The sequence below is a fragment of the Umezakia ovalisporum Ak1311 genome, from assembly GCF_029891685.1.
In the GTDB taxonomy this organism is placed as follows: domain Bacteria; phylum Cyanobacteriota; class Cyanobacteriia; order Cyanobacteriales; family Nostocaceae; genus Umezakia; species Umezakia ovalisporum.
On record NZ_JANQDJ010000044.1, the window covers coordinates 45823 to 71975 of the forward strand.

Annotated in this window: 29 protein-coding genes and 2 pseudogenes; 16 read left to right on the forward strand and 15 right to left on the reverse strand. The window is 41.2% G+C overall.

Annotation, left to right across the window (positions count from 1 at the left end; all coding sequences use genetic code 11):
* Nucleotides 1-57 precede the first annotated feature (57 nt).
* On the forward strand, nucleotides 58-3198 hold the full coding sequence (locus tag NWP25_RS07850; protein WP_280656296.1) for an alpha-mannosidase: 3141 nt from the start codon (nucleotides 58-60) through the stop codon (nucleotides 3196-3198).
* A gap of 41 nt (nucleotides 3199-3239) precedes the next feature.
* Here the strand turns inward: NWP25_RS07850 and psbN are convergent, their stop codons facing one another.
* Complete coding sequence (gene psbN / locus NWP25_RS07855) at nucleotides 3240-3371, reverse strand: photosystem II reaction center protein PsbN (RefSeq protein ID WP_280652096.1); 132 nt, start codon at nucleotides 3369-3371, stop codon at nucleotides 3240-3242.
* 85 nt (nucleotides 3372-3456) lie between these two features.
* On the opposite strand from psbN, the gene psbH reads away from it, so the two are divergent.
* The 3 genes from psbH (at nucleotide 3457) to pth (ending at nucleotide 4801) form a co-directional block, all read left to right on the forward strand.
* Entirely contained in the window at nucleotides 3457-3660 is a 204-nt protein-coding gene (psbH, locus tag NWP25_RS07860) for a photosystem II reaction center phosphoprotein PsbH (protein ID WP_280652095.1), read from the forward strand.
* A gap of 195 nt (nucleotides 3661-3855) precedes the next feature.
* Nucleotides 3856-4128 carry a TatA/E family twin arginine-targeting protein translocase gene (locus NWP25_RS07865; protein ID WP_280652094.1) on the forward strand — a complete coding sequence of 91 codons (273 nt, stop codon included), beginning with the start codon at nucleotides 3856-3858 and terminating at the stop codon, nucleotides 4126-4128.
* A gap of 34 nt (nucleotides 4129-4162) precedes the next feature.
* Nucleotides 4163-4801 (forward strand): aminoacyl-tRNA hydrolase, encoded by a 639-nt coding sequence (gene pth, locus NWP25_RS07870; RefSeq protein WP_280652093.1) that lies wholly within the window; start codon nucleotides 4163-4165, stop codon nucleotides 4799-4801.
* A 197-nt stretch (nucleotides 4802-4998) separates the two neighbouring features.
* Here the strand turns inward: pth and rpsU are convergent, their stop codons facing one another.
* The 3 genes and pseudogenes from rpsU to rsmI form a co-directional block, all read right to left on the reverse strand.
* Nucleotides 4999-5175, reverse strand: a complete 177-nt coding sequence (rpsU, locus tag NWP25_RS07875; protein WP_200990068.1) for a 30S ribosomal protein S21 — start codon at nucleotides 5173-5175, stop codon at nucleotides 4999-5001.
* A gap of 317 nt (nucleotides 5176-5492) precedes the next feature.
* Nucleotides 5493-5778, reverse strand: a pseudogene (locus tag NWP25_RS07880) (IS701 family transposase); the annotation flags it as partial.
* Between the two features lie 77 nt (nucleotides 5779-5855).
* On the reverse strand, nucleotides 5856-6713 hold the full coding sequence (rsmI, locus tag NWP25_RS07885; protein WP_280652092.1) for a 16S rRNA (cytidine(1402)-2'-O)-methyltransferase: 858 nt from the start codon (nucleotides 6711-6713) through the stop codon (nucleotides 5856-5858).
* 7 nt (nucleotides 6714-6720) lie between these two features.
* Between rsmI and NWP25_RS07890 the strand changes: the two genes are divergently transcribed.
* The 4 genes from NWP25_RS07890 to NWP25_RS07905 all read left to right on the forward strand — a co-directional run bounded on the left by NWP25_RS07890 (nucleotide 6721) and on the right by NWP25_RS07905 (nucleotide 9990).
* Nucleotides 6721-7596, forward strand: coding sequence for a sugar kinase (locus NWP25_RS07890; protein ID WP_280699158.1), 876 nt, complete (start codon nucleotides 6721-6723; stop codon nucleotides 7594-7596).
* A gap of 79 nt (nucleotides 7597-7675) precedes the next feature.
* The gene (locus tag NWP25_RS07895) at nucleotides 7676-8545 is read left to right on the forward strand and encodes a 3'(2'),5'-bisphosphate nucleotidase CysQ family protein (protein WP_280652090.1); all 870 of its coding nucleotides are present in this window, start codon (nucleotides 7676-7678) and stop codon (nucleotides 8543-8545) included.
* 185 nt (nucleotides 8546-8730) lie between these two features.
* The gene (locus NWP25_RS07900) at nucleotides 8731-9051 is read left to right on the forward strand and encodes an RNA recognition motif domain-containing protein (protein ID WP_280652089.1); all 321 of its coding nucleotides are present in this window, start codon (nucleotides 8731-8733) and stop codon (nucleotides 9049-9051) included.
* Nucleotides 9052-9225: 174 nt separating this feature from the next.
* The gene (locus NWP25_RS07905; RefSeq protein WP_280652088.1) at nucleotides 9226-9990 is read left to right on the forward strand and encodes a hypothetical protein; all 765 of its coding nucleotides are present in this window, start codon (nucleotides 9226-9228) and stop codon (nucleotides 9988-9990) included.
* 102 nt (nucleotides 9991-10092) lie between these two features.
* Here NWP25_RS07905 and NWP25_RS07910 read toward each other — a convergent pair whose 3' ends face one another.
* From NWP25_RS07910 to NWP25_RS07920, 3 genes are all read right to left on the reverse strand, one after another.
* Nucleotides 10093-10980 (reverse strand): hypothetical protein, encoded by an 888-nt coding sequence (locus tag NWP25_RS07910; protein ID WP_280652087.1) that lies wholly within the window; start codon nucleotides 10978-10980, stop codon nucleotides 10093-10095.
* Nucleotides 10981-11009: 29 nt separating this feature from the next.
* The gene (locus NWP25_RS07915; protein ID WP_280652086.1) at nucleotides 11010-11522 is read right to left on the reverse strand and encodes a hypothetical protein; all 513 of its coding nucleotides are present in this window, start codon (nucleotides 11520-11522) and stop codon (nucleotides 11010-11012) included.
* Between the two features lie 73 nt (nucleotides 11523-11595).
* Nucleotides 11596-12273 carry a class I SAM-dependent methyltransferase gene (locus NWP25_RS07920; RefSeq protein WP_280652085.1) on the reverse strand — a complete coding sequence of 226 codons (678 nt, stop codon included), beginning with the start codon at nucleotides 12271-12273 and terminating at the stop codon, nucleotides 11596-11598.
* A gap of 115 nt (nucleotides 12274-12388) precedes the next feature.
* Here NWP25_RS07920 and NWP25_RS07925 point away from each other — a divergent pair, with 115 nt between their 5' ends.
* Nucleotides 12389-13999 carry an ArnT family glycosyltransferase gene (locus NWP25_RS07925; RefSeq protein ID WP_280652084.1) on the forward strand — a complete coding sequence of 537 codons (1611 nt, stop codon included), beginning with the start codon at nucleotides 12389-12391 and terminating at the stop codon, nucleotides 13997-13999.
* Between the two features lie 120 nt (nucleotides 14000-14119).
* Here NWP25_RS07925 and NWP25_RS07930 read toward each other — a convergent pair whose 3' ends face one another.
* Nucleotides 14120-14260 carry a ribbon-helix-helix domain-containing protein gene (locus NWP25_RS07930; protein WP_280652083.1) on the reverse strand — a complete coding sequence of 47 codons (141 nt, stop codon included), beginning with the start codon at nucleotides 14258-14260 and terminating at the stop codon, nucleotides 14120-14122.
* Nucleotides 14261-14633: 373 nt separating this feature from the next.
* The gene (locus tag NWP25_RS07935; RefSeq protein ID WP_280656290.1) at nucleotides 14634-15770 is read right to left on the reverse strand and encodes a cob(I)yrinic acid a,c-diamide adenosyltransferase; all 1137 of its coding nucleotides are present in this window, start codon (nucleotides 15768-15770) and stop codon (nucleotides 14634-14636) included.
* Nucleotides 15771-16090: 320 nt separating this feature from the next.
* On the opposite strand from NWP25_RS07935, the gene fraC reads away from it, so the two are divergent.
* Both fraC and fraD read left to right on the forward strand, forming a co-directional pair.
* Nucleotides 16091-16633 carry a filament integrity protein FraC gene (gene fraC, locus NWP25_RS07940; protein WP_280652081.1) on the forward strand — a complete coding sequence of 181 codons (543 nt, stop codon included), beginning with the start codon at nucleotides 16091-16093 and terminating at the stop codon, nucleotides 16631-16633.
* Between the two features lie 75 nt (nucleotides 16634-16708).
* Complete coding sequence (gene fraD, locus NWP25_RS07945) at nucleotides 16709-17770, forward strand: septal junction protein FraD (protein ID WP_280656289.1); 1062 nt, start codon at nucleotides 16709-16711, stop codon at nucleotides 17768-17770.
* 170 nt (nucleotides 17771-17940) lie between these two features.
* Here the strand turns inward: fraD and NWP25_RS07950 are convergent.
* Nucleotides 17941-18126: pseudogene (locus NWP25_RS07950) on the reverse strand (pentapeptide repeat-containing protein); the annotation flags it as partial.
* 56 nt (nucleotides 18127-18182) lie between these two features.
* On the reverse strand, nucleotides 18183-19064 hold the full coding sequence (locus NWP25_RS07955; RefSeq protein ID WP_280652079.1) for a carbohydrate ABC transporter permease: 882 nt from the start codon (nucleotides 19062-19064) through the stop codon (nucleotides 18183-18185).
* Nucleotides 19065-19087: 23 nt separating this feature from the next.
* Here NWP25_RS07955 and purN point away from each other — a divergent pair, with 23 nt between their 5' ends.
* Entirely contained in the window at nucleotides 19088-19732 is a 645-nt protein-coding gene (purN, locus tag NWP25_RS07960) for a phosphoribosylglycinamide formyltransferase (protein ID WP_280652078.1), read from the forward strand.
* 19 nt (nucleotides 19733-19751) lie between these two features.
* On the opposite strand, the gene NWP25_RS07965 is transcribed toward purN, so the two are convergent.
* The 4 genes from NWP25_RS07965 to NWP25_RS07980 all read right to left on the reverse strand — a co-directional run bounded on the left by NWP25_RS07965 (nucleotide 19752) and on the right by NWP25_RS07980 (nucleotide 22191).
* On the reverse strand, nucleotides 19752-20333 hold the full coding sequence (locus tag NWP25_RS07965) for a CPBP family intramembrane glutamic endopeptidase (protein ID WP_280652077.1): 582 nt from the start codon (nucleotides 20331-20333) through the stop codon (nucleotides 19752-19754).
* A 36-nt stretch (nucleotides 20334-20369) separates the two neighbouring features.
* Complete coding sequence (locus NWP25_RS07970) at nucleotides 20370-21437, reverse strand: DUF3326 domain-containing protein (protein ID WP_280687486.1); 1068 nt, start codon at nucleotides 21435-21437, stop codon at nucleotides 20370-20372.
* 8 nt (nucleotides 21438-21445) lie between these two features.
* On the reverse strand, nucleotides 21446-21622 hold the full coding sequence (locus NWP25_RS07975) for a hypothetical protein (protein WP_280652075.1): 177 nt from the start codon (nucleotides 21620-21622) through the stop codon (nucleotides 21446-21448).
* 251 nt (nucleotides 21623-21873) lie between these two features.
* A complete protein-coding gene (locus tag NWP25_RS07980) occupies nucleotides 21874-22191 on the reverse strand; it encodes a 2Fe-2S iron-sulfur cluster-binding protein (protein WP_280652074.1) in 318 nt (105 codons plus the stop codon).
* Between the two features lie 174 nt (nucleotides 22192-22365).
* Between NWP25_RS07980 and acnB the strand changes: the two genes are divergently transcribed.
* From acnB to NWP25_RS18680, 4 genes are all read left to right on the forward strand, one after another.
* On the forward strand, nucleotides 22366-24945 hold the full coding sequence (acnB, locus tag NWP25_RS07985) for a bifunctional aconitate hydratase 2/2-methylisocitrate dehydratase (protein WP_280699161.1): 2580 nt from the start codon (nucleotides 22366-22368) through the stop codon (nucleotides 24943-24945).
* Nucleotides 24946-24992: 47 nt separating this feature from the next.
* Nucleotides 24993-25502, forward strand: coding sequence for an element excision factor XisH family protein (locus NWP25_RS07990; protein ID WP_280652072.1), 510 nt, complete (start codon nucleotides 24993-24995; stop codon nucleotides 25500-25502).
* A 225-nt stretch (nucleotides 25503-25727) separates the two neighbouring features.
* On the forward strand, nucleotides 25728-25850 hold the full coding sequence (locus NWP25_RS18675; RefSeq protein WP_374911992.1) for a hypothetical protein: 123 nt from the start codon (nucleotides 25728-25730) through the stop codon (nucleotides 25848-25850).
* On the forward strand, nucleotides 25832-25933 hold the full coding sequence (locus NWP25_RS18680) for an element excision factor XisI family protein (protein WP_280652115.1): 102 nt from the start codon (nucleotides 25832-25834) through the stop codon (nucleotides 25931-25933). Before NWP25_RS18675 ends, NWP25_RS18680 begins: the two co-directional genes overlap by 19 nt.
* Nucleotides 25934-26153 lie beyond the last annotated feature (220 nt).

Consider the following 26153-nt stretch of genomic DNA (forward strand, 5'->3'; position numbering starts at 1 on the left):
TTGGTGAGACTCCCGCCAAACAATAATTATTGTAAGTAACCTGATCTTAACGAAAATATGACCCCGCCCATATCAAAATCCCATACTAAATTTATCTCAGCAACTATTGACCAACTGCGTTCTTTTTGTCAAGTTAATATTCAGTCTTGTTGGCTATACCAGGAATCTGACTGCAATATTGCTGATCTCGCCACATCTGATTTGTCTGCTTGGCATCCTGTCCAACTCAATACTCAAGAACATATTGCCTGGACCAGGGGAAAAAATATACTTTGGCTAGTACAAAAATTGGTAGTTCCCCAAAATTTACACGGTTATACTTTAACTGGATTGTCTTTGCGGCTGGTGTTGCTTTGGTGGGCAGATTTAGCTGAGATTTATGTGAACGGGGAGTTAGTGCTGGAGGGAGACTTATTTGATTGTTCGCCAAGAGTGCTGCTTAGTCAAGGGGTAACTCCTGGTGACGAGTTTGTTGTGGCTTTGCGTTTAGTCAGTCCTGGTCATGATCATGGTGCTTTAGTGCGATCGCTTCTTGTTTATGAATCCAATGATGATAATAATCCTGATCCGGGTTTTTTAGCCGATGAGTTAGCGGTGGGACAACTTTTTTTAGAACGGTTTGCGCCAACAAAGTTAGATGCTTTGGCTGAGGTTTTACATCAGGTAACTCAGGATTTAGGCCCAGAACAGAGAGACAAGGAGGAAGTTTTTGCCGTCCTGCGTACTCATTATCGGCGTGTAACGCACTGCATGGAGGGTTTAAAAAGTAAAATCCATAAAATCTATTTATTGGGTCATGCCCATTTAGATTTAGCATGGCTTTGGCCTGTGAGTGATACTTGGCAAGCTGCACAAAATACTTTTGAGTCAGTGCTGAAGTTACAAGCTCAGTTTCCCGAATTGGTTTTTTGTCATTCCACTCCAGCCCTTTATGCTTGGGTTGAAGAACATCGCCCGGATTTGTTTGCCAAAATTCAACAACAGGTAGCGGCTGGACGTTGGGAAGTTGTGGGCGGTTTGTGGGTAGAACCGGAACTGAATTTGATTGCTGGTGAATCCATTGTCCGTCAACTGTTATATGGTCAGCGCTACACCCAAGCAAAGTTCGGTCACCTTGCTGCTGTGGCTTGGTTACCCGATACTTTCGGTTTTTGTGCAACTTTACCCCAGTTTTTGGTGAATGCTGGAATTAAGTTTTTTGTCACACAAAAGTTGCGCTGGAATGATACTACTCAGTTTGAGTATGAAGCTTTTTGGTGGCGATCGCCTGATGGTAGTGAAATTTTTAGTGTCATGTCTGCACTCATCGGTCAAGGAATTGACCCGGTAAAAATGGCAGCATACGCCTGTGAATGGCAAAACAAAACCGGCTTACAAGATAGTCTCTGGCTTCCTGGTGTTGGCGACCACGGCGGCGGACCTACCCGTGATATGTTAGAAACTGCCCAACGCTGGCAAAAATCTCCTGTGTTTCCAGATTTAGAATTTACCACTTCACAAAAGTATTTACAGCATATCCAAGACCAAGCAACCAAGCCCTTCCCCACATGGAACGATGAACTATATTTGGAATTTCATCGCGGTTGCTACACCACCCACGGGGATCAAAAACGCTGGAATCGACGTTGTGAAAACCTATTATATCAGGCTGAATTATTTGCTACATTAGCAACTCTTACCTGTGGCGCGATGTATCCCCAAGAAGAAATTGCCACAGCTTGGAAGCAAGTATTATTTAACCAGTTTCACGATATTTTACCTGGTTCTGCCATTACCCCAGTTTATCAAGATGCACTTCCAGCCTGGCAGCAAGTCGAAGAAGTAGGAACCAAGATATTACAAACTTCTCTACTGGCCATCGCTTCCCAAACTATTCTACCTCCACCCCCCCATCCTCAAGCACAACCAATATTTGTTTTTAATGCTCTCAATTGGCAGCGTTGTGAGGTAGTATCTGTCACATTACCTTCATCTCATCAACAATGGCAAGTCCAGGATATTTCCGGTCAGCCAATGATTTCTCAATTGTCAGCATCTTCAAAACTGCTGTTTTTAGCTGCGGAAATTCCTCCCGTTGGCTACCGCATATTTTGGATTTTACCCACATCTTCATCTCCCCAAGTCCCCAATTCCCCAGACTGGACTTTAGAAAATGAATGCTTGCGGGTGATAATTAATCCTGACACCGGAGATTTATCTAGCGTTTTTGACAAAATTCATCAACGGGAAATCTTAACTGGTGCAGGTAATCAACTACAAGCCTTTGAAGATAGCGGTCAATATTGGGATGCCTGGAATATTAATCCAAATTATACTCAATATCCTTTACCACCCACACAGCTAAAATCTATTCAATGGATAGAACAAGGAATAGTAGAAAGTCGTATCCGGGTAGTGCGTCAATTAGGTGCATCGGAATTTTGTCAAGATTACATTTTACAAGCAGGTTCACCAATGTTAAAAATTGCCTCTACTGTCAATTGGCAAGAAAATCAAGTCATGGTGAAAGCAGCTTTTCCTTTGAATGTAGAAGCAGATTTTGCTACTTATGAAATTCCTTGCGGTGCAATTCGTCGCCCAACTCAACCCCAGACACCCGCACAACAGGCTAAATGGGAAGTTCCCGCTTTGCGTTGGGCTGATTTAACAGGGAAAACTGAGAAAGATACTTACGGTGTCAGTTTACTCAATGATTGTAAATACGGTTATGATAGCCAACCGCATCAATTACGCCTCACCCTACTACGCAGTCCCAACTGGCCTGACCCAGAAGCCGACAGAGGACTTCATCAGTTTACATACGCTTTGTATCCCCACGCCCATAGCTGGGAATCAGCAAACACAGTCAAGCGCGGCTATGAATTGAATATTCCTTTACAAGTAATTATCAATCCCTTGATTACTCAAAATCAACTCACACCCACAGTACCCAACACCTCCGCAGAAGTGAGATTTCTGGATTTATCCGCTGAAAATTTAATCTTAATGGCCTTCAAACCATCTGAGGATCATCCCCAGCAATTCATCCTGCGGTGTTATGAATGTCACGGAAAAATAGCCGAGTTATCCTTACAGAGTGATTTAAGGCTGAGTTTAGGAAATGAAGTAGATTTATTGGAATTTAACTCATCTGGGCAACAAAACTTAATCATACAGCCGGGCAAAATTGCCACTTTCCAAGTAAACAGAGAACAGTGAACAGGTTGAGCAGTTCTCAGCCTGTTCACTGTTCCTACAATCTAGTCTTCGTGCTCTTCAAAGGGGTCGGCTAATTGCTTACTAGGAGGTCCGAAGGAAATGTAAATTGCATAACCAGTAATGGCAACTAAGGCAGCGCCAACGGAAATGCTAACAACTATTGCAGGTTCCATAAATTAACGATTAATTATGAGTGCTATTCTTATAGAATATTACAGAAGATGAAAAAAAGCTTTGGTAACTGATCTTAGGTGAACTATGGCACAACGCACTAGGTTAGGAGATATTCTCAAACCGCTCAATTCCGAGTACGGTAAAGTGGCTCCGGGTTGGGGTACTACGCCTTTAATGGCTTTTTTTATGCTCCTATTTTTCGTGTTTCTGCTCATTATTCTGCAAGTTTACAATAAGTCTTTATTAATTGAAGACGTAATAGTTGATTGGCGGAGTTTAGGCGGCTAACTCAATACAATGAATCTGTACCCGGCTTGTCCGGGTTTTTTTATGGGTTTTAACATCTTCCTTTTAAGTACCGAAAATGTCCCAAGGAAAACGTTAGCCTTAAATAAGTAAGCATGGTATAGATGAAGAAAGGATGTCAGTTCCGACTCTGCACCACCCAGCTAGACTGCATTGTGTATTTAAAGGAGAAACCGCATGAATATATTTGGTATCGGTTTGCCGGAAATGGCTCTAATTATGGTAGTAGCATTGTTAATCTTTGGGCCAAAAAAGCTGCCAGAAATTGGTCGCAGTATTGGTAAAGCAGTTCGCGGTTTTCAAGAAGCTTCCAATGAATTTCAAAACGAGTTTAAACGGGAAGCTGAACAAATAGAACAGGCGGTGAAAACTTCTGCTCAAATCGAACCCAAGCAAATCGAAGCAGCTAAATCTGAACAGGATGCTGCTGGGTCTTCCCCAATGAGTTAGGGAAGACATTGGGAACAAATTGATTTTAGGCAAAATGACCGAAGCTGTGACAAAACAATCTCTGGTAATTCCGCAACTAATTGTCGGGTTGGGAAATCCAGAGCCTAAGTACGACCAAACACGCCATAATATTGGCTTTGCTGCTATCGATGAACTCTCTCGTTCTTGGCTAATTCCTTTAGCAGAAAATCGTAAATTTCAGGCTGAGTATGGTGAGGGTATAGCCCCAGGTAACGGTAAAGTCCGCTTACTCAAACCGTTGACCTACATGAATAAGTCTGGACAGTCAATCCAAGCTGTCACTAATTGGTATAAATTACCGCCAGAGTCGGTGCTGGTGATTTATGATGACATGGATTTACCCCTGGGTAAGACTCGTTTACGCTTGTCTGGTTCCGCTGGGGGACACAATGGCATGAAAAGTGCCATCGCTCATCTTAACAGCCAAAACTTCCCACGGTTGAGAATCGGTATTGGTAAGCCAAATCATAGCACTAATGGGGATAACTCCGAATCTATCTCTCATGTTCTCGGCAAATTTTCTCCCTCTGAAACTCAACTGACATCTCTCATTCTTGGTTTTGTCGTTGAGTGTGTGGAATTTAGCCTCAAACAGGGAGTGGAAAAAACCATGAATCTTTGTAATAGCCGCACTGTTGAGCTTTCTGCATAAGTTCTATGTCTGGGCAAAGTAATATACCCTCACCTCTTAATTAGGATGGGGGTATATTAATCAATTGTATAGGGATTGCCCTCATCTCCCCTGTCTTGATTGGGTGGGGAGGGTCAAGTAAGAATATAAGGTGAAATGTTATTGCTTATTTGAGGCTCTGCCCTAAAGCAATGTTAGTACTTACCCAAATAGGTTAATTAAAAACGTCGCTTGCGTCTAGCTGATACCGCCTTACGCTTGCGCTTTTCTAAAGGTGTTTCAAAATGCCGATGGAATTTTACATCAGCTAATATACCAGCTTTAGAGACCTGGCGTTTAAACCGACGCAAAGCTGAATCTATACCTTCGTTTTCTCCTAGAACGACTTGGGTCATTCTTACCGTGTCCTCATAATCAATAATTTCCATTTTAATATTAGCCTCAAACTTAGCCAAACATTCCCATCTATCGTCAGCATCAAAGGTGATTTATTGATTTAAGCCTGCTGATTTGTATTTGATTATCACTGTAATTGTCACTTAACTGGAAATTACAGTTAGTACACCTAAGCTAAAACTGAAGATATGATTTAAAACAGTTCAAAATTCGATAATTAAAGCCTTTTTCACCGGTTAATTCAACCTTGCCAATGTAATTATGTAGCAACTTGAAAAAATTGATATATCGGTCAACTAAACTTAGTTAAACTTACTCCTGTTTTATCCATGACTACGGTAATTGCTTTTCCATTTAATGCTCTCTTGACTTTCTCTAATCTTCGGTTCCTTACTTTTTCTACTGACCACTAGGAATTGGCTATAAAATAATGATTTTCTTTTGATTGTTGAAATTATTCCCAAATGTAAATATTTGAAGCACTCATAATTCCTTACTTCTTTGAATATTTCTCTGTACTCCTCACAACATTCATCTATGACTTCCACTGTCGGGTGAGCATCTCGACGTAAATCTTTCAGGATTTGTAATTCTACATCCATTGCTCTACCTACCTTTCAGGGTTTTTTCTTTTAAATATTATTTATTCTCGGAAGGTGACACAAGAGGCTTAATCTACTTACTCAGGATGGGGAGCTAAAGAAAGAGCCAGTTGATAAAGTTGACGACGGGGAAGGGAAGTGATTTTTGCTAATTGACGGCTAGCTTGAGATCGGGATATTCCCTGACTTATGAGTTGAACTAGTTCGGCTTTGAGTTGTTCTTCAGTGAGTTGGGGTTGGTGAGGAGGAATTCCAGCCACAACTAAGGTATATTCCCCTTGGGGTTCACGTTGGCTGTAATAAGCGATGGCTTCAGCAATGGTTCCCCGCCAAAATTCTTCGTAAATTTTAGTTAACTCTCGTGCCAGGACAATTTGCCGCTCACCTCCCCAAACCGTGGCCAAGTCTTGTAAACTTTCTCGCAAACGATGCGGTGATTCGTAGAAAATTAAAGTGCGGGATTCTCCCTGAAGAAACTCTAAATATTCACGTCGTTTTTGTCCTTTAGCCGGAAGAAAGCCTTCAAAAACAAACTTATCTGTAGGTAAGCCAGCCCCACTTAAAGCCGTAATAGCCGCACTAGCACCAGGAATTGGCACAACTGGTAGCCCCGCATCCACACAAGCTTTCACCAGTTCATAGCCGGGATCAGAAATTCCCGGCATTCCTGCATCACTAACTAAAGCGATCGCTTGCCCATTACCCATATACTCTAATAATTCCGGGATGCGGCTCTGGCGATTATGTTCGTGGTAACTTATTTGTGGTGTTTTAATTTCAAAATGCTGTAGTAGTTTCCCTGTGTGGCGAGTATCTTCCGCCGCAATCAAATTTACCGTTTGCAAAATTCGCACTGCCCGAAAGGTAATATCTTCCAGGTTGCCAATGGGTGTACCGACAACGTAAAGTGTTCCTGGTTTGGGATCAGTCTGCATGAGTGAGATGAATAATAGAAAATCCCGACGGGGGTTATTTGTGGGCTTAGTCACCTTGGATTTAATTTACCTTGCTGATTCTGCCCCTAGAAATAATCAAAAGATTGTCGCTGCTGACTATACTCTAGCAGCAGGTGGCCCAGCTACCAATGCATCCGTAACTTTCAGTTATTTAGGTAATCAAGCTCAACTTTTAGGGGTGCTGGGTTCTCATCCCATGACGCAACTGATTCGGCGAGATTTGGCAAACTATCAAGTAGGGATCACCGATCTTCAACCTAGCATAACTACAGCACCACCTCTCTCTTCCATCATTATTACCCAAGCCACAGGTGAACGAGCAGTGGTTTCCATCAATGCTGCTAAAACTCAAGCCAGTAGTACATCCATCCCACCAAATATTCTACAAGATATTGATATTGTATTAATTGATGGGCATCAAATGGCAGTTAGTCTTTGCCTAGCCCAAAGAGCTAAAGCTGAAAATATCCCCATAGTCATTGATGGTGGAAGTTGGAAACCAGGATTTGAGCAAATTTTGCCTTTTGTCGATTATGCCTTGTGTTCAGCAAATTTCCACCCTCCCAACTGCCACAATCAAGCTGAGGTGTTTACTTACCTGAATGCATTTAACATTCCCCACATTGCTATTACTCACGGGGAAAACCCTATAGAATATCTATCTTATACTCAAATCGGTGTTATGAGTGTACCCCAAATTCACCCAGTCGATACCCTCGGAGCAGGAGATATTTTCCACGGAGCATTCTGCCATTATATTTTACAGGCAAGTTTTATTGATGCTCTAGCACAGGCAGCTAAAATTGCCGCTAAATCTTGTCAATTTTTTGGTACGCGTCGTTGGATGGAAATTTCTTACTAGTAAACTTAATTATGTCGGTATCGCAAAGAAGACAAATAAATTCCCCGCAGCCTGACAACAACCATAGGAGGAAGAATTGATGAAAGACTTGTTAGAAATATTAGCCATCGCCCGTCAAATAAGTTGGGGTGCATCAGATATACTTAGGTCTTATTACCAGGGGGGGGCAAAAGACCCTAATCTAGATGTCCAATACAAAGACAATGAGCCTGTAACTCGTGCCGATCTAGCCGTAAGTCAGTATATTCTGGAGCAGCTACAAACCGCTTTAGGTCATGAAGATTTTGCCTACATCAGCGAAGAAACCTATAAATCACCACTCAGCAAAAAATCCTCTCAATGGGTGTGGATTATTGATCCTTTAGATGGTACACGAGACTTTATTGACAAAACTGGGGAGTATGCCATTCACATTGCTTTAGTCAAAGAGTCACGCCCAGTTTTAGCAGTAGTTGCTGTTCCAGAAGCTGAAAAGTTATACTTTGCCACAAAAGGCGGGGGTACATTTGTGGAAACCCGTCATGGATTTTTTCCCATACAAGTATCGTCAGGTAAGCGAGTAGAAGATTTAACTGTAGTTACCAGTCGCTCTCACCGCAATGAACCTTTAGATTACTTGTTACAAAACTTGCCCTGTAAAAATCATAAATATGTGGGCAGTGTAGGTTGTAAAATTGCCACAATTCTAGAGCAACAGGCCGATATCTACGTTGCTCTTTCAGGAAAATCTGCCCCTAAAGATTGGGACATAGCAGCACCAGAGCTGGTTTTAACAGAAGCTGGTGGTCAATTTACTCACTTTGATGGCAGTTTGTTGCAATACAACACAGGTGACATTAATCAATGGGGTGGCTTGCTGGCCAGTAATGGGGAACATCACCAAGAGCTATGTGAGACAGCAGAAAAGTTGATATCACAGTTTGCCGAAAAATACAAGTCTGAATATTAACAAATGTGAAGATTGACCATAACTAAAATTATATTTTTCAAGTTACTGTGTGTGAGAAAATGTAAAAATCCTGTGCTATATTCGAGGATATAAAGATTATTTTCGGCTGAGTAACTCCTTTAGGTTTCTAAAAAGCATCTCTCCGAATTTAACTCTCTACACTTGTCGGAATTCGGAGACATTGTATGTCAATTTACGTCGGTAATTTATCCTATCAGGTGACTGAAGAAGACCTGAGGATGGCTTTTGGTGAATATGGGAAAGTTAATCGTGTTCAGTTACCCACCGACCGGGAAACAGGTCGTCCCCGTGGTTTTGCGTTTGTAGAGATGGAATCCGAAGCAAATGAAACCGCCGCCATTGAAGCTCTTGATGGTGCTGAGTGGATGGGGCGTGAGTTAAAAGTAAACAAAGCTAAACCTCGTGAGGATGCAGGTCGTCCCCGTAGTGGTGGTAACTGGGGTGGTAACCGCCGTGGTGGTGGCGGCGGTGGTGGACGCTACTAAGCCTTAACTATGGCCTGAATATTTGCATAATTGTCACAATTCCTCTCATTGTAAGCTTAGTTTACAGTGGGGGGGATACTATTATTTATAGTCTCGTGGCTCGCGGAACTAACGACGATCAATAGATGTTTCCTTGTATACTCTGCAACTTCTGGCTGAGGATTATCACAAAAAATGTTGCGTGTTTATCATCTTTTTCTTGGTGTTATTTTATTGGCCTTGACGCCAGTGGGAGTAAAAACTCTGCTCCCCAGGTTTTCTGGTGAGGTTGTAGAAAATCAGAGTCCTGGAGCAACAGCAACTCAAAGCAAATCTCCTCAAACCACTCCTGCAATAACTCCTACTCCCAAAGAAGGAAACACTTGGAACAAAATTTTGGGAAACACACCAATTCCCAATGGCTGGGAAGTTATACCTTGCGAGGGAAACGCTCCCCTGCTATGTATTTCCTCCCAAGGAGAACTTTTGGGTACGGTGGAAATCGCAATTTACCCGCTGAAAAATAATCCAAAATTCCAAAAAAATCTTACAGATGCCGGTATTCCAGTGGGTTCTCAGGTAGACTACCAAAGTCCTGAGTACCAACAAAAATTATTAACAGCACTCAAGGCTTGGGTTGCAGATTTAAACGCTAGTTTTGCCCAGGACCGCCGGACTAGCTACGGAAATACAATTCTATTTTCCAGCCACCCGCCACAACAGGTACCAGTTGGTAAACTTCAGGGAATACGCTACGGATTTATCGGAATTAAACCAGAAGGTGGGGTGGAAGAGCAACATATTACTCATGTTACCTTCGATGGTGAGGCTATGTATGTCATTGCCACAGCCTTTGATCCAGGCTCCATCACAGGTAAATTCGATCAACTAGAAGACCTGGCAATTTTTCAACCTTATTTGTCAGCGATTATAGCTGATTTAAAATTACCAAAAAATTAACGAGATTGTTTTAGACAGCAGTTAGGGGCTTGTCCTTGTTCTTATTTATCAGTTACTAGCCCCACCCTATAGACGGACGGATGGGGAATTGCCCGAGGTTAGTTAAATTTCAGCCACAGCGCGTTCAATCAAGCGCCGCGCTAAGGTTTGCGTCCCTGTGTGTTCGTAGTAATTGGTGGCCACATCTAAGAAAGCAGCCAAGTAGTCTAACTTATCATCAGCCAGTTGAACAAAACTTTGCAAATTGCCCACTACTTTTTGTGGTGTTAAGTCATTTTGGGTAACTAACCCACTCATCCAACCTTTAACTGAATCAAAGCTTTCGCCAATAAAGTTTAATTTACCCCCAGCACTGTTACCTGGAATTGCATCTTGGATACCTTGGAAAGTTGTATTTTGTTCTAACTCATGGGGATTGATTTGATTCAATCCAGATAACACCTTATGAATGAAGTCTGGCCCTAGGGGTATTAAACCATCAACACACACTAAAGCTACCATTCGTATTAAAGACTCACCACTATACTCACCTAAAGAAGCGACAAAATCGCCAATGCTGTCTCCCGGAATGCCGTTAATTTGGCAAAAGGCTACTAATTCAGCCACTAATTTCAGACACAAATCAATAGTTTGGGCTTTGTCGGCCTTAGGAGTTAGGGCGTTTAAAAAACCGAATAAAGGAATTTTTTCCCCCACTTTGTTAGCCAATGCAGCTGCACCCAAGGCTTTATCTGTCCTGTCAACAGTTTGATAAAGCCACATTGCTCGTTGGTATCCTTGGGAGCGATCATTGTAAAGGTGTATCGCTCTTTCACCAATTTGCTGAATTAAATCTTCGTCGCTTTCACCCGTCACGGTTTTAATGGTGTTGACAAAGCCTACAGTGTTTTGCCACTGACCAGGAGCAACAAAATCTAGTGAGTTCAACATGGAAACAGTCAAGCCGCTAGTTGGTAATTCATCAACTAACTCAAAAATCGGTTTGCTCATCAGTATCTTCCTATTTAGAATTGTTCAACTTATTTCAATGCAGCTAGACCATTAAGATTAAACTTTTCAATCCAATCTGCGCGATCGCTGGCAGTAAATGACGGATCACGGGATAATACTTTTACTTGATAACGATTATTCACCAAAACTGCTGTTTGAGTATTACCAATTTCCCGGGCTGGATAACCTGCAATGGTTTTGGTGCTATTGGAATAACTTGCGGCTGTTGCTGGTGTACTACTGGTATCAGAGACCGCTAGCATGGCTAAATCTTTGCCATCTTTTTTTAACTTGGCCTCGGCAAAACCTTTTTTCTCTTGGGTAAATACTCTCTCATAGCCATTTTCACCGTTTGGAAAGAATTGATTAAATTCTGAACCTTGGGTAGCAGTTTTAACCACTGCTTGACCGCTTTTTTGTTGAGTACTTTCTTTTTGTACCTCGTCAAAACGACCCGGTGCTTGTGGTGTACAAGCAGTAGTCAGTAGTAAAACTGACAGTAGCAAACTAGCTAAAATTTTAGACACGCGAGAGAAATTCATCTTTGGCTATTCCTTGTTTTTCTTGTACCCCACAAAGTGAGGTGGTCAGATTACTAATATTTCTACTCCAGACTCAAGACAAAGAACGGTGTGCTAGCACAGCATAGAATGGATCCCCTCCCCCAACACCCAACCACTTTAAAAAATTCGGTATTGTCGATTTATTAACAATTACCTCTGGAACTGTAAATCCAGGTACAGAGGTAAAGTAGTGCTTGACTAATTCCACCCTAGTTGCTTCTGAACCATCTCGCCAGGCTTGAATCGCTTTTTGGAAAAACATCCGATTAGAAAAGCTGATAATTGCTACACCACCGGGTTTGAGAATCCGATGAATTTCTGAAAATATCGCCTCTGGATATTGCAAATATTGTACAGAAACGCAATTCAACACGGCATCAAAACTTTGGTCTGGTAGGGGTAGTTGAGGATGAAGATTCAGATTTTGTACAAAGTAATGATTTAAACGGGAATTACGAGCTAACTCCTTAGCGTTGAGTCCGTGTCCCTCAACATGGGCAAATTCCATCTCTTCCGGGAGGTGAGAAACCCAACTGCTCATCATGTCAAGTATACGAGCATTGGGGCTTCCGGGATTGTGCTTTGCACAATCCCGGAGGCGATCGCGATATAAATCCGTTAGCTGTTGAATAAATCCTTCATCCACATGGGTGACGAAACGGGGATAGTCGTAAAATAACTGATCATCTGTATCGTCTAACTTCTGGCGTTCCTCTGGTTTCAGCTTCATGAATTATAAATGTTTATATTGCCGGACTTTTCTGCTCAAAAGGGAATTTTTAGGTAATATCTGTATCTTAATTAATTTCTAAACTAGAAATCACCACAGGTTGAATATTAATTGAATGTTGTATAAATTTCGTTTATTAGCACCTATTTGGCAGCAAATCCGCCTTTCCTCGGTATTCCCTTATATCAGTTTGCTGCTGTGGATACTCCCCTTATTGCTATTTACTTCTGGGGAGAATAGCCTGATGGCTCATGATGAAGGTCTTTACGCTCGGCGATCGCGTGTTATGTTTGAATCTGGTGATTGGATAGCCCCTTGGGGTGCTGTTCATCACAAAACTCCGGGACCTTATTGGCTAATTGCCATTTCTTATCAGCTATTTGGTATCAGTGAAGCTACTGTCAGGCTGCCGAGCATGATTACTGGTATTCTCAGCATATTCCTGGTATATGAAATCGGTAAAATTATCCTCAATAAAAAATTAGCTTGGCTAGCAGGGTTAATTTTAACTGTACAATTTCTCTGGCTACAATATTGCCGCTTAGGTACACCGGATGTACCAATGATATTTTTGGTATTGTTAGCTATTTTAGCTTTGCTGCAAGCTGAACTACATTCTCCATGTCAATATCGCTATTTTTGGGGTTTTATTGCTGGTTTTAGCTGGGGTTTAGGCTTCTTAGTCAGAAGCTTGATGATTTTTTTGCCAATTATGGCTTTATTACCTTATTTAATTGGAGAACATCGGCGTCATCGTCATCTTAGCAACTGGAGTTTATATTTGGGTTTTGTCGTCGGTTTAATTCCTACTTTCGGTTGGCTATGGCTCAACTGGATGCGCTATGGCAATGATAGTTATGAAGAACTATTCAGGTTTGTTTTTGAGTTGGGATCTAATGAGCGTGCTGGAAATGGAATCATCTTTTATTTGTGGAATGTGCCAATCAAAGCCTTTCCTTGGTTTTTTTTCAGTGTTTTAGGCTTAGTTTTGCTTTTGCGTCGTCCTATTCCTCGCTATCAATTAATATTAGTTGGCTTTCCACTGGTGCTGTTTGCTGAACTCAGTTTTTTCTCAACTCGTTTATCTCACTATAGTCTTTGCCTTTACCCTTTTATAGCTTTGCTGGCGGCTGTGGGTTTAACTTGGTTGGCAGGATGGCCATATGGGGAATTAATCAGAAGAATTGCTCGTATTCTCAGCTATACCTGGGGAGGATTGGGTGTTTTATTGGTAGTACTAGGAATAATTATTTTCATTTGGATAGATGATGTTGAGGTTCGTAAGTACGCCACTATCAGTTTAATTATGGGATTGGCTTGGTTAATGTTGCCTATAGTGTGGATTGGTCGTTACCACTTACAGCAAAAGTTCCTCACACCTGCCCACTGGCTAGCGGGTTGGTTAATTCCTTGTTGGCTGGCTTTAGCCCTGGCTGGTAGTCTGGGATTGCTAGGTGATTATAACCCTGATGTCAGGGTTTTTCTACAACAGCCTGCCATCGCATCCATTGTGCAAAATCATCCAATTTATTTTTTGCAGATAGAGGGAAAAACTGGGGTATTACTTAATTTCTACACTCCCGTTCATGGTCAACCAGTCAATTCAATTAATCAATTACCTGCTTTTAGCTATGCTTGGATTTCTGCAAGTCAAGCGCCGCAATTAACCACACCATACCAAGTAATTGGTACTGTCCAAAAACACCACTTGATTCAAGTTTTTTAAAAAGCCTTGTAGAGACATTCCATGAAACATCTCTACATTTTTTCCCAAATATATCTCTCCAAAATATAGTGGGAGCTTGAGAAACCTTGAGCCGGGGTATAAAACATCTATCAAAAGCCTTTATCCCTGGGTTTCTTGTTTTAAATATTCACGAATTGCCTCTCTAATCAAGTCGTTAATTGACCTTTCTGTTTCAGAAGATTTCTGTTTTAATCCTTCATACTCTTTGTCGGATAGTCTCAGGTTATATCTTTGCATCATCCCGCATTCGTGTTAATATCGGATTATTTTAACACCACAAAATCAAAAACTCCAAAAACAAAACCCGTGTGCTCAAAACTAAACCACGACAACTGAAGATATGGGGTTGTACTGAAAACTTTCCCAAGCCCTAAGCCAATCCCAGCTTTTTTGGGCAGAAAAACGTTGCCTAGTGTGGCTTGAGCACACCTAGCAACAATAGTTTACAATCCTGGCTTTTCAAAGCCAGAAGAGTTCAGTTCCGGCGTTTTTTGGTGGTAAATACAGTAGTAAACATCATCAACATACCGCCTAGGAGAATAGCGATGGCAACTCCCCCTGTAATTAAGTCAAGTAAACTGCTGTTCTCCATAGTTCAGTTCTCAAAAATTAATTAAAAATCTACTCCTCGTTTGAGTTCTACACCTTGATTGGCATAATGTTTGTGACAGTATACCTCAGAGTGAACGCTAGCTAAATCAAAATAAGCTGGTTGTTGTTGACAGCGACCAGTGATAATCACTTCAGTATCCCGGGGTTTGCGAAGTAAGGCTTGGACTATAGGTTCAACAGGAAGTAGTTCTAGGTCAACTGTGGGATTAAGTTCATCGAGAATGATAGTTTTATAGAGTCCGGAGGCAATGGCGGTTTTAGCGATTTCCCAGCCTCTTTCGGCTTCTACATAGTCTAATTCTTGGCGGGAATTGCGCCAAACGATGGCATCTCGACCACAACGTTGATGATCTACTACTTCTGGATATGATTGCTGTAAAGCAGCGATGGCTGCGTCTTCTGTGTAGCCACTTCCACCTTTGAGCCATTGCATAATTAACACCCGGGTAGACCCGGGATGATTGATTCCCCTACCAATGGCTTTTAAGGCTTTTCCCAATGCACTGGTAGATTTACCCTTACCAGCGCCCGTATAAATTTCAATACCTTGCAGAAAGAGTTCTTTTGCCGTGGGGTGGTCTTGGGGTTTCATTTCCGAGTGCAAATCGGCAATATCTAGTAAATCTTGGGGTGCAGCGCGTCCAGTGGCGATGATTTCTAGTTCCCGGGGTTTGGATTTCAATGTCCGTACTACTTCATCTACTGGGAGCAAACCCAAATCTAAAACCGGGTTAATTTCATCTAAAACCACCACCGAATATAAACCGGATGCAATAGCTCCTTTGGCTACATCCCAACCCCGCGCTGCTTCTTCTCGGTCAAAGGTGATAATTTCCTCTGGCCCAAAAAATTCTGCTCTCCCTGTGCGAACCTGATCAATTAAATGGGGAAAACCACGCTGTAAAGCTGCAATAGCTCCGTCTTCGTCATAATCACGTTCTGGTCCTTTCAAAAAGCGCAATAGTAAGACGCGGCTGGAATCGCCCGGTGTATTTATTCCCAAGCCAATTGAGCGCAAAACCACACCCAAAGCTGCTTGGGACTTACCTTTGCCCACTCCGTCGTAAACGTGAATTTGACCAATGAGCCTTTCAGGCCGCACTTGAGCGGTGCGAATACCGATGCCGTTCCTTGTCATCTTTTCAAAAGCTGTAACGTGCCAGGCTCTAATTTTACCTTGAAGAGCATAAGATTCTCAATGTATCATGAGCCAGATCTAGCCTTGTCATCATCAATGAGGTTATACTGGCACACCAAGATTGCTATCAACAATAACCATGAGATAATTGATTATACGGATTTTAGATTTTGGATTGTTTTTTGATTCGAGTCAGGTTGCCATATCGGCTCATCAATCTCAAATCCCCAAACTGTGATTTTTTTTTGGGTAGTATCAATCTAAAATTCCAAATTGCCTGACGGACACTTGCTCATGTTAACCTTTACTATTGATACTTTATGCTTGGACTTGGAAATATCACTATTCCTAGAATCCTGCCTTTGGGCGTAATTTTGCTACAAGTTTTGTTTTTACTGGCTGCTATTCCTATCGAAGGATACATTTTGCACAAAAGCCTCAAATTTGACAAAAAAACTAGTATTTTTTATGCCATATCCATAAATCTTTTTTCCAGCACTATTGGTTGGATTTTATTTTTTTTCCTAGAACCAATCTTACCTATAGATTTCAAATCAGAATTAATCAGTTATGTATTTTTTCATACTTTCCGCTCACAGCAATCACAAGCTCTGTTGATTGTCACTGCTTTTATAATTTTCTTTTTAACATTCATCATGAAATTTTTTCTTTTAAAGTTTTTCATGATTTCATTACAAGAAAATTTCTTTGTCAACTATAAAATACCAGAAGATAATCGATTAAAATGGCAACGTAACAGTGGCTTAAAATTACAAAATACTAATTTAGTTACTAGTATATTAATAGGCAACTCACTGAGCTACACGGCTATTAGTATAATTATTTTATTGAGCAGAAAATAGAAATAATTGCCATTTTTACCGATTAAATAGACATTGATACACAAATAGAAATTGAGTGAATAAGAGGTGTGAAGGATGCAAACTTTATTTAAGGACATTTTATTATTTTTTGGTTTTTTTGTGGGGATTTTTGAGGGAATTAAAAAGTTACTTGTTCCTACCAAAGCTTATTGTTGGCAGACATTTATTTATTTGAGTATTTTTTCTTGGGTACTTTCATTTTTAGCTGTGGGTTATGTCAAAAATTTCATAGCCTTTTCAGGCTGGTTATTCTTAATTGCCGGTACAGCTTGGTATACAACTGATGATCCTTTAAGAATTCCCGGTACTTTTATGCCAGTGGGAGCAGTCATAACTGGATTTTTAGTCAGTGTTTTTGCATTTGGTCATCCAGAAAATATAATTACACCCAGAACAATTATCCTCTGGCCAACAATATCTGCAATAATTACCGCCATTCCAGAATTTATTGAAGGTAGTGATACCAGTACTACGGCGAAAATTCCTAAGCCAGAAGTTCGGGAAGAAATTATAGTTTTGGTAGCTAGCTGTATGCTACTCAGCTGCTGGATTCAGTTTTACTTTGTTATGGATAATTGGTTAACACAATATCCCAGCTTACTCACAGATAATTTTGAGCGTAGTACTTTTGTTGTCAGAATGGCAGAACCAGAAATAGATACAAAAACAAAACCAGAAGTACAAAAAATCCCTAGAAATGGTGTTGCCATCCTCGATACAATGCAAATAAGAGTACAGCAAGAATTAAATAAAACACCTTGGTCACAAGTGGAAAAATGGTTGCTAGAAGCAACACAAGAAGTAAAAAATTTGGGGAATGAAGTAATAAATCAAAAGCTGGGAAAATATGAAGAAAGAAAATTATGGCGTGTTGAACCGCGTGTAGCTAATATTCAATCTGGATATAGATTAGATTTACTTAGTATCTGGAAAGGTCCCAGTTCTAACTCCCAGGGGTATTATCTGCAAAAATCTTGTCGCATTGAACCAATAGCAGTATCTAACAGAACTTCTAGAATTACTCTCAACAACTTAGAAGACAAAAATACAGTTGCGGAAATTGAATGCGATGGCGCGAGTAAATTTATTGCGGGTACCCCGCCAGCGAAGCAGTGAGTAAAAGCAAGCAATCACTAATTATATTTTCTCACAAAGTGGGTTTTAAATAGTCATTGGTCATACAGCAGATTTCGTTCTTATGAACTACAAATCATAATCGTGGAAATCTTGTAGGGTGGCCATCTTCCCCGCCAATACTGTACCTCACCACACCGGAAAGTGCTATATCATGTCCGTTTTAACAACTCATGACTAATGCTAATATTTATTTGAGGAGCGCGAATTGTGCCATGGAGTATGATAGCGTACCACACTTTAGCATTGCTGATTTTTGTCTGCCAAAGATTAGCGGCATTCAAGTTAGCCTTGGTTAAGTTTGTTGATCTCAGGTCTGCATTAGTCAAATTCACCTTAGCTAAATTAGCTTGTACCTACCTTAGCGAAGCTCCTCTAAACGAGGCATTAGGAATTACTCTTCTCCCCAGGTTTGTAACTGCAAATAAACAAATAATGAGGTAACAGCTAACAGCACTGTGGCAGCGGCAGCAGCGTAACCAAAATCAAATTGTCCGAAAGCCTCTTGGTAAATGTAATAAACCAGCAAGTTAGTAGAATTAAGGGGTCCACCCCCTGTAATTACATAAACCTGCTCAAAACTCCGTAATGTAAAAATCGCTGTGGTGACAATAGCAAATATCACTGTAGGTTGTAATCCGGGTAGGGTAACGTTCCAAAACTGCTGCCAAGCATTTGCCCCATCCAGTTCTGCTGCTTCGTAGCGACTGGGGGGAATTGCCTGCAATCCTGCTAAGAATACCACCATATTAAAACCCAATTGTTTCCAAATACTTAATACAATTAGTACAGGCATTGCCCAAACTGTACTTCCTAGCCAAGGAATGGGTGCAATTCCCAATAAATTTAAAAATGCGTTGGCCGGACCATCAGTTTGGAATAACCAGCGAAAGCCTAAACCAGCAGCAACCAAGGATATAATTGAGGGCAAAAAATAGGCACTCCGTAGCAGTCCTCGCAAAGTTAAAGATTTGTCTAATAGCACCGCTAGCCCCAAGGGAATAACCAAGCCAGGAATGACCGTGGCAACGGTAAAATAAATAGTGTTACCCAAGACTTGCCAAAAATCTGGGGTAAGTAGCAAGCGCCAATAATTCTTCAAACCTACCCAAGTGGTGCCTGATGAGGTGAAGCTCCCTGTAGTAAAACTCAGGTAGAACAAATAAGCTATGGGCCAAATAATGAAGATACTTAATAAAATCAATGCCGGCATCAGAAAAGTCCAAGCGGCAAATGTATCATTATCTAACCAGGACTTGGTATATGTTTTTGGCATTATAATCTTTCCTCTTTACTATTATGACTGTTTGCCCTGATTCTACCGTTAGTCTGGTTTTTCCCAGTATTAGTAATTGCCATTCCCCAAGCAGTCCTTTAAAACTGGGAATTATGGCTTCTGGTAGTGGCAGTAATTTTGACGCCATTGCCCAAGCGATCGCAGATGAGCAACTAAAGGCTCAAATTCAAGTTTTAATTTATAATAACCCCTCAGCTAAAGCTGCCATCCGAGCGGATCATAGAGGTGTAGAATCTGTATTGTTGAATCACCGCGACTACATTAGCCGCGAAGCATTTGACAGTGAAATTGTCCAGACTTTGAAGCAATATGATGTTGATTGGCTGATTATGGCTGGTTGGATGCGTCTAGTGACACCGATATTAATTGATGCCTTTACAGACAGGATCATTAATATTCATCCTAGTTTGTTGCCTAGTTTTAAAGGTATTAATGCTGTACAACAAGCCCTAGCATCTGGAGTGAAAATTACTGGCTGTACAGCACATTTAGTTTGTTTAGAAGTGGACAGCGGCCCTATATTAATCCAAGCTGCTGTGCCGGTGTTAGTAGATGATACTTTAGAAACGCTCCACGCTAGGATTCAAATTCAAGAACACCGCATTTTACCACAGGCCATCGCACTGGCTGCAGCAAGAGTTAATTAAGGCTGCTGGTCATATCAATTTAAACTCGGCGTAATTTCCAGAAACAGCTAGAAATCCAATTTGTGACCATGTGGGCAACAATTGGCACTAACAAGTTACCAGTAAACAAGGCACTAAAGGCTAAAATTAACCCAATGATAGTTGCCCAAATCACATAAGGCCATTGTTGAGGACTGCTGAGATGTAAAACACCAAAGGACAGACTAGATACAATCACAGCTACATTATCTAAGCCCAAAGCTGGCAGCATCACACCCCGAAACAATAATTCTTCACTTAACCCTGGGAGTAAGCCTAACCAAATCAAGTCAGGTAAAGCTAAAGGCTTGATGACTATATTGAGATAATAGTCCGCACTTTTACGGTAGGGAGGACAAAGGCCATAAGCTAAACCACTTAAGATTGTGATGATTAACCCTAGCCCTAAGCCTAAGAGTAAATCTGTTGGTGACCAGTACCATCTAAAAAGGTAAAAATTTCCATAGGCTAACCATACCCTAGCGACTATCCATAACAGAATTGCAGTCACTCCCATAGCTACTAATACTTGGGTGCGTGTCAAGTATGGGATTTCTGGTTCTTGATTTTGTTGTTCAACCACGAGTTTTTGGGTAATAGGGACTGGGAACTGGGGAACTTAAAGAGTTAGTGGCTTTAATGACGATATTTTAGGACTAAGGGCAAAGGGATTTATCCCTGCTTTGTCAGCTACTAATACACCTACTGCCTCTAAATATGAGTTTACCTGTATAGCAGTTATTCCTAAAGCGTGGGGGGGAACTTGGATGATGGTTTGATTTTCTTCCACAGTAATAATTCGGCATTGCCTTTGGTTTAAACTGATCAAGGCGCTGCTACCACAACAGTTTGCAGGTGCAATGATTGCATCTACTTGATCTGCCCAAATATCATCTGCTAAAGATGTAATTGACTCTTTTTCTATAATAAATTGTGGAGCGCGACTTAAACCCACAAGAATACATGGTAAAAAAGTATAACCTATTTCTTCGGCTGCGGAACGAGGCGATAAATTAGGTTCTGGGGGTGAGCTCGCTATAGCTGGAGAATGGGCGCAGGGAATTTGAAAGGTTCGCACTATTAAATGGCTGATTACGGCTTCTGCTCCGGCTAAGGGGTCTACACCTTGGCCACGACGATAGTTTTCTACTGTTGCTTCATCTATATCATCGGGGAACCGGGCTACAACTGCGATCGCTTCTGCATTGGCTTTGTTAATTAGTACTTCAGCCGCCCTGAGCAAACTATCGGGGTTACCAATTGTTCCCCAACTTGCTCCTGATGGTGACGTACGTAATTGCACATTTAAAGGTGCGTCAGTAATTACATAATCTGTAAGGGTTAAACCAAGAGTAGCTCTCACTGCGTCCGCCGCTTGTAGGTTTCTTAGCCGCAGTGCTGATTCAATGCCTTGATCTAAAAGTAAACCTATTCTATTATTACGCACGGGACGTAAACCCCAGGATCCAGAGGCGAATTGATCAAGTGCGTAACCTTCAACATAAAAAGTGTTGGGGAGGTTCCAGTACAAACTGGCCGCATTGAGGACATTGGGGTGGGTGATTAGGCGATCGCACACCTGTGAGATAACCTTAGCCACTGGTAAAGCATCACCAGCATAACCCCCAATGGCTGCCCCCACCCCAGTTGGTATAATTAAAATCGCTGTATAAGGACGTTGATTCACTCGATTAATCAAGAGTTCAAAGTCACCACCGCTTCAACAGCAACTTTTTGCTGTGTTGTGTCTACAGAAGTTATCGCCCACCGCAGAGGTTCACCTTGCTTTTGCAATTCTGCTTCAATTGCTTTTTGCAGCTCACTGGGAGTTTCTTGCCAGTCAACTTCTGCGGTAATAAAATGAGTTGTCATCCCGATTATTCCTTTATATTTCCAGTTTCTAGAATAGCTGATGTTAGTTACCCATTATTAAATAAGTTTAACGTCAATTTGATGAACTCCTCCCTTATAACCTTTGTTTCTGCAACAGCGACAAAGAACAAGGCAAAAAATCAAGGTTTTATCCCCCTCTCCTTAGTCAGGAGAGGGCTGGAGGTCAGGTCAAAACAACACTTATCGAGATCACGTTAACTTTAGGTTACTAATAACTCAACACCAACTTATTAGCCCTTACCAAATTGCAACTGATAAACTATTTCTTCCTTCTCTGTTTCCACTTTCAAATCAGAACGGGGATAAGCAACACACAGCAAAGCATAACCTTGTTTTTGTAGGTCTGGACTAACCCCCATCCCATCAGTTTGATCTACAGTTCCCTCAGTAATTAGAGCAGCACAAGTAGTACAAACTCCTGCGTGACAAGAACTGGGTAAATCTAGCCCACCGACATCAGCTACTGACAAGATAGTTTCATTTTCAGGAACCTGTAAAGTATAAGTTTTGCCTTGGTGGTGAATTTCAACGTTGTAAGTTTTTGACATATCCAAAAAAAGTGATGCCACGCACAAATTATATTGTATGAAAGTTTAAAGATATTCAGTTGATGAAAAAAATACTTTCAGGATAAAGCAAAATTGACGCAAACCTTTATAGCTAATTTTTGCCGAAAAATATTTGATAATTAAGGGAAGAACATCCCAATGGAGAACACAAAAATGCTAGAACAATACCGTCATCATGTTGCGGAACGCGCTCAACTCGGTATTCCTCCCTTACCATTGGATGCCAAGCAAACCTCAGAACTTTGCGAATTGTTGCAAAATCCGCCAGCAGGTGAAGAAGACACATTATTACATTTATTGCGTGATCGCGTACCCCCCGGTGTAGATGCAGGAGCTTATGTCAAAGCTGGATTTCTCACAGCCATTGCCAAAGGCGAAATTACCAGTTTTTTAGTTTCTCCCATGGCCGCAGTAGAATTACTGGGAACTATGGTAGGAGGATACAACGTTCAATCCTTAATCGATTTACTACAAGTTTCCGAGAATGAAGCGATCGCAGCCCACGCTGCTACTGCTCTGAGTAAAATTCTCTTAGTGTATGATGCCTTTCATGATGTTTTGGAATTATCCCAAAGCAATCCTTACGCCAAGCAGGTAATTGAATCCTGGTCCAATGCGGAATGGTTTACCAGTCGTGAGAAACTAGCAGAAGCTATCACAGTCACAGTATTTAAAGTCCCTGGGGAAACCAATACCGATGACTTATCCCCAGCCACCCACGCCACCACAAGGCCGGATATTCCCTTACACGCCTTAGCTATGTTAGAGTCACGGCAACCAGGAAGTTTAGAAACCATTGCCGAATTGAAGAAAAAAGGATACCCCGTAGCTTATGTAGGCGATGTTGTGGGTACTGGTTCTTCCCGGAAGTCCGCCATTAACTCGGTATTGTGGCACTTAGGAAATGATATACCCTATGTACCCAATAAACGTGCTGGAGGGTACATTTTAGGTGGTGCCATCGCGCCAATTTTCTTTAACACTGCCGAAGATGCTGGTGCTTTGCCTATTCAATGCGATGTCACCAACTTAGAAACTGGTATGGTAATTACCATCCATCCCTACAGAGGCGAAATTGCCAACCAGCTCGGCGAAGTTATTTCCACCTTTACACTTAAACCGGAAACCATTTTGGATGAAGTCCGCGCTGGTGGACGTATCTCCCTACTGATTGGACGTACCCTCACCGACAAAACCCGGGAAGCCCTCAGTTTATCACCAAGTAATGTATTTATTCGTCCTCAACCACCCCACGATACAGGGAAAGGTTACACCCTTGCCCAGAAAATTGTGGGTAAAGCTTGCGGTTTACCTGGTGTCCGTCCGGGTACATCTTGCGAACCCATTATGACCAGCGTTGGTTCTCAAGATACCACAGGCCCCATGACCCGTGATGAATTAAAAGAACTCGCTTGTCTGGGTTTTAGTGCAGATTTAGTGATGCAGAGTTTCTGTCACACAGCGGCTTATCCCAAACCAGTGGACATTAAAACTCATCAAGAATTACCAGATTTCTTTGCCCAACGCGGTGGTGTTGCCTTACGTCCCGGGGATGGTATTATTCACTCTTGGTTAAACCGGATGCTGTTGCCCGATACCGTAGGAACAGGCGGCGACTCTCATACCCGTTTCCCCTTGGGTATTTCCTTCCCCGCAGGTTCCGGGTTAGTAGCCTTTGCCGGTGCATTGGGTGTCATGCCCTTGGATATGCCAGAATCAGTATTAGTGCGGTTCAAAGGGGAATTGCAACCTGGTATTACTTTACGAGATATTGTCAATGCCATTCCTTACGTCGCCATTCAGAAAGGTTTGTTAACAGTAGAAAAGAAAAACAAGAAAAACGTCTTTTCTGGGCGAATTTTGGAAATGGAAGGCTTGCCAAATTTGAAAGTAGAACAAGCCTTTGAACTCACTGATGCTTCCGCAGAACGTTCTTGTGCAGGTTGCACAATTAAGCTGAGTGTCGAGACAATTTCGGAATATCTGCGTTCCAATGTCACCCTGTTAAAGAACATGGTAGCTAGGGGTTACACTGATGCACGCACCATTATGCGCCGGGTGGCGAAAATGGAAGAATGGTTAGCTAACCCCACTCTGATGGAAGCTGATGGAGATGCAGAGTATGCAGAAATCATTGAAATTAATTTGAACGAAATCACAGAACCCATTGTCGCTGCACCCAATGACCCCGATAACGTAAAATTATTGTCGGCAGTTGCTAATGACCCAGTACAAGAAGTATTCGTTGGTTCTTGTATGACAAATATAGGTCATTATCGAGCCACTAGTAAAGTGTTAGAAGGTGCAGGTGTGGTCAAAACTCGCCTGTGGATTTGTCCACCCACCCGCATGGACGAACAGCAACTCAAACAAGAAGGTGTGTATAAAATTTTTGTAGGGGCAAATGCGCGTACAGAAATGCCTGGATGTAGTTTGTGTATGGGTAATCAAGCGCGGGTTGCAGATGGTACCACTGTATTTTCTACCTCAACGCGTAATTTCAACAATCGCATGGGTAAAGATGCGCGAGTTTACCTTGGTTCCGCAGAATTAGCCGCCGTTTGTGCGTTGCTGGGACGCATTCCCACAGTGCCGGAATATTTAGATATTGTGGCGGAAAAAATTCATCCTTTTGCTGATAATTTGTATCGGTATTTGAACTTTGATCAAATCGTCGGTTTTGAGGATGAGGGTAGGGTGATTAGTAAGGAGGAACAGGCAGCTTTGGTATAATTTGCCCTAGGGTGGGTCTGGATAGACTCACCTGAACGTTATAACAGTTGATTGCTAGGCCAAGCAATGCCAGCAAAGGTCTCTACCATGACGGATTTAAAAACGCTTTAGTTAAGGATGGTTTGCAGATAATTCGTGATCCTTACACCATTAGATATGAAGGACTAAAACTATTTGGTGATCTTGCCGGAAAAAAGTTATTTTCTGCACAAAAAGAGGACACTAATATTGTAGTTGAAATTAAAAGTTTTTTGAGTCTGTCCCTAATGAATGAGTTTCAATGTGCTTTAGGCGGATGTATTTTATACCCTACACTGCTACGACAATTACATCCTAACTATTGTCTTTACTTAGCTATTGAACAAGAGGCTTATGAAACATTTTTTCAAATGAAAGGTATTAAACTCGTAATAGAAGAATATAAAATTTTAATAATTGTAGTTAACATTTTTCAAAAGGAAATTTTTCAATGGATAAATTCAATAATTATCGTGCAGTTATCAAAAAAATATGGTTCTTCGGTACTTTTTATGGAGAACCCAGTTCAAAATCATTGAAAGTCTTATTGTGTTGGCGTTTCATTGAAAATATTTGGCATAATTGTTTATAAACTTACCCCGTAAGGGTTTTGTTGTTATCAATCCTCGATTACCATAAAATCTACGCAAGAAACAAAAATATTAACAGAATATGATCAAATAGCTAGTCAAACTCCTAATATTTGTGGAGTTGACACAGTGTTGTCCTTTGGTTAAGAAAGACATCAGTATTTGTGGTTCGATGTGGGTTGGAATGAAAGAAAACGAGTGAAGGCAATTACCCTTTATGTTCGCAGTAAAAATGAAATGCTAAGATTTACATTGAAAAGGATTGGACTAAGGAAGGAATTGCTACTGAGTTATTAAGGGAAGGTGTACCAAAAGAAGATATTGTTTTAGCTTTTCATGATCCAGAAAATCGTAAATTAACTGAGTTTGCTGTGACTTAATACTTTCTTTTCATCCTAAACTTAATGTATAGAGAAACAAAAATGAACTTTTACACATAGGCAATTTGGTTTTACCGATGAGGAGATTGAAGGTTTGTTAAGGTAAATAGTACCGGGTTTTGCACCTCAACACAACCTATAAATAAATATAAATCTTTTGTTAAATGAGGGTTTTAGATTTTAAAATATCTCGGTTTACAATATTATTTCAAATTAATTT

Coding starts and splice junctions, on each gene's coding strand:
- NWP25_RS07955 (WP_280652079.1), bottom strand. CDS start 19,064: ATGCCAAAAACATATACCAAGTCCTGGTTAGATAATGATACATTTGCC.
- rpsU (WP_200990068.1), bottom strand. CDS start 5,175: ATGACCCAAGTCGTTCTAGGAGAAAACGAAGGTATAGATTCAGCTTTG.
- NWP25_RS07900 (WP_280652089.1), top strand. CDS start 8,731: ATGTCAATTTACGTCGGTAATTTATCCTATCAGGTGACTGAAGAAGAC.
- NWP25_RS07915 (WP_280652086.1), bottom strand. CDS start 11,522: ATGAATTTCTCTCGCGTGTCTAAAATTTTAGCTAGTTTGCTACTGTCA.
- NWP25_RS07975 (WP_280652075.1), bottom strand. CDS start 21,622: ATGACAACTCATTTTATTACCGCAGAAGTTGACTGGCAAGAAACTCCC.
- fraC (WP_280652081.1), top strand. CDS start 16,091: ATGCTTGGACTTGGAAATATCACTATTCCTAGAATCCTGCCTTTGGGC.
- NWP25_RS07980 (WP_280652074.1), bottom strand. CDS start 22,191: ATGTCAAAAACTTACAACGTTGAAATTCACCACCAAGGCAAAACTTAT.
- NWP25_RS07895 (WP_280652090.1), top strand. CDS start 7,676: ATGAAAGACTTGTTAGAAATATTAGCCATCGCCCGTCAAATAAGTTGG.
- acnB (WP_280699161.1), top strand. CDS start 22,366: ATGCTAGAACAATACCGTCATCATGTTGCGGAACGCGCTCAACTCGGT.
- NWP25_RS07850 (WP_280656296.1), top strand. CDS start 58: ATGACCCCGCCCATATCAAAATCCCATACTAAATTTATCTCAGCAACT.
- NWP25_RS07925 (WP_280652084.1), top strand. CDS start 12,389: ATGTTGTATAAATTTCGTTTATTAGCACCTATTTGGCAGCAAATCCGC.
- psbH (WP_280652095.1), top strand. CDS start 3,457: ATGGCACAACGCACTAGGTTAGGAGATATTCTCAAACCGCTCAATTCC.
- NWP25_RS07920 (WP_280652085.1), bottom strand. CDS start 12,273: ATGAAGCTGAAACCAGAGGAACGCCAGAAGTTAGACGATACAGATGAT.
- rsmI (WP_280652092.1), bottom strand. CDS start 6,713: ATGCAGACTGATCCCAAACCAGGAACACTTTACGTTGTCGGTACACCC.
- fraD (WP_280656289.1), top strand. CDS start 16,709: ATGCAAACTTTATTTAAGGACATTTTATTATTTTTTGGTTTTTTTGTG.
- NWP25_RS07930 (WP_280652083.1), bottom strand. CDS start 14,260: ATGATGCAAAGATATAACCTGAGACTATCCGACAAAGAGTATGAAGGA.
- purN (WP_280652078.1), top strand. CDS start 19,088: ATGACTGTTTGCCCTGATTCTACCGTTAGTCTGGTTTTTCCCAGTATT.
- NWP25_RS07865 (WP_280652094.1), top strand. CDS start 3,856: ATGAATATATTTGGTATCGGTTTGCCGGAAATGGCTCTAATTATGGTA.
- NWP25_RS07910 (WP_280652087.1), bottom strand. CDS start 10,980: ATGAGCAAACCGATTTTTGAGTTAGTTGATGAATTACCAACTAGCGGC.
- NWP25_RS07890 (WP_280699158.1), top strand. CDS start 6,721: ATGAATAATAGAAAATCCCGACGGGGGTTATTTGTGGGCTTAGTCACC.
- psbN (WP_280652096.1), bottom strand. CDS start 3,371: ATGGAACCTGCAATAGTTGTTAGCATTTCCGTTGGCGCTGCCTTAGTT.
- NWP25_RS07935 (WP_280656290.1), bottom strand. CDS start 15,770: ATGACAAGGAACGGCATCGGTATTCGCACCGCTCAAGTGCGGCCTGAA.
- NWP25_RS07905 (WP_280652088.1), top strand. CDS start 9,226: ATGTTGCGTGTTTATCATCTTTTTCTTGGTGTTATTTTATTGGCCTTG.
- pth (WP_280652093.1), top strand. CDS start 4,163: ATGACCGAAGCTGTGACAAAACAATCTCTGGTAATTCCGCAACTAATT.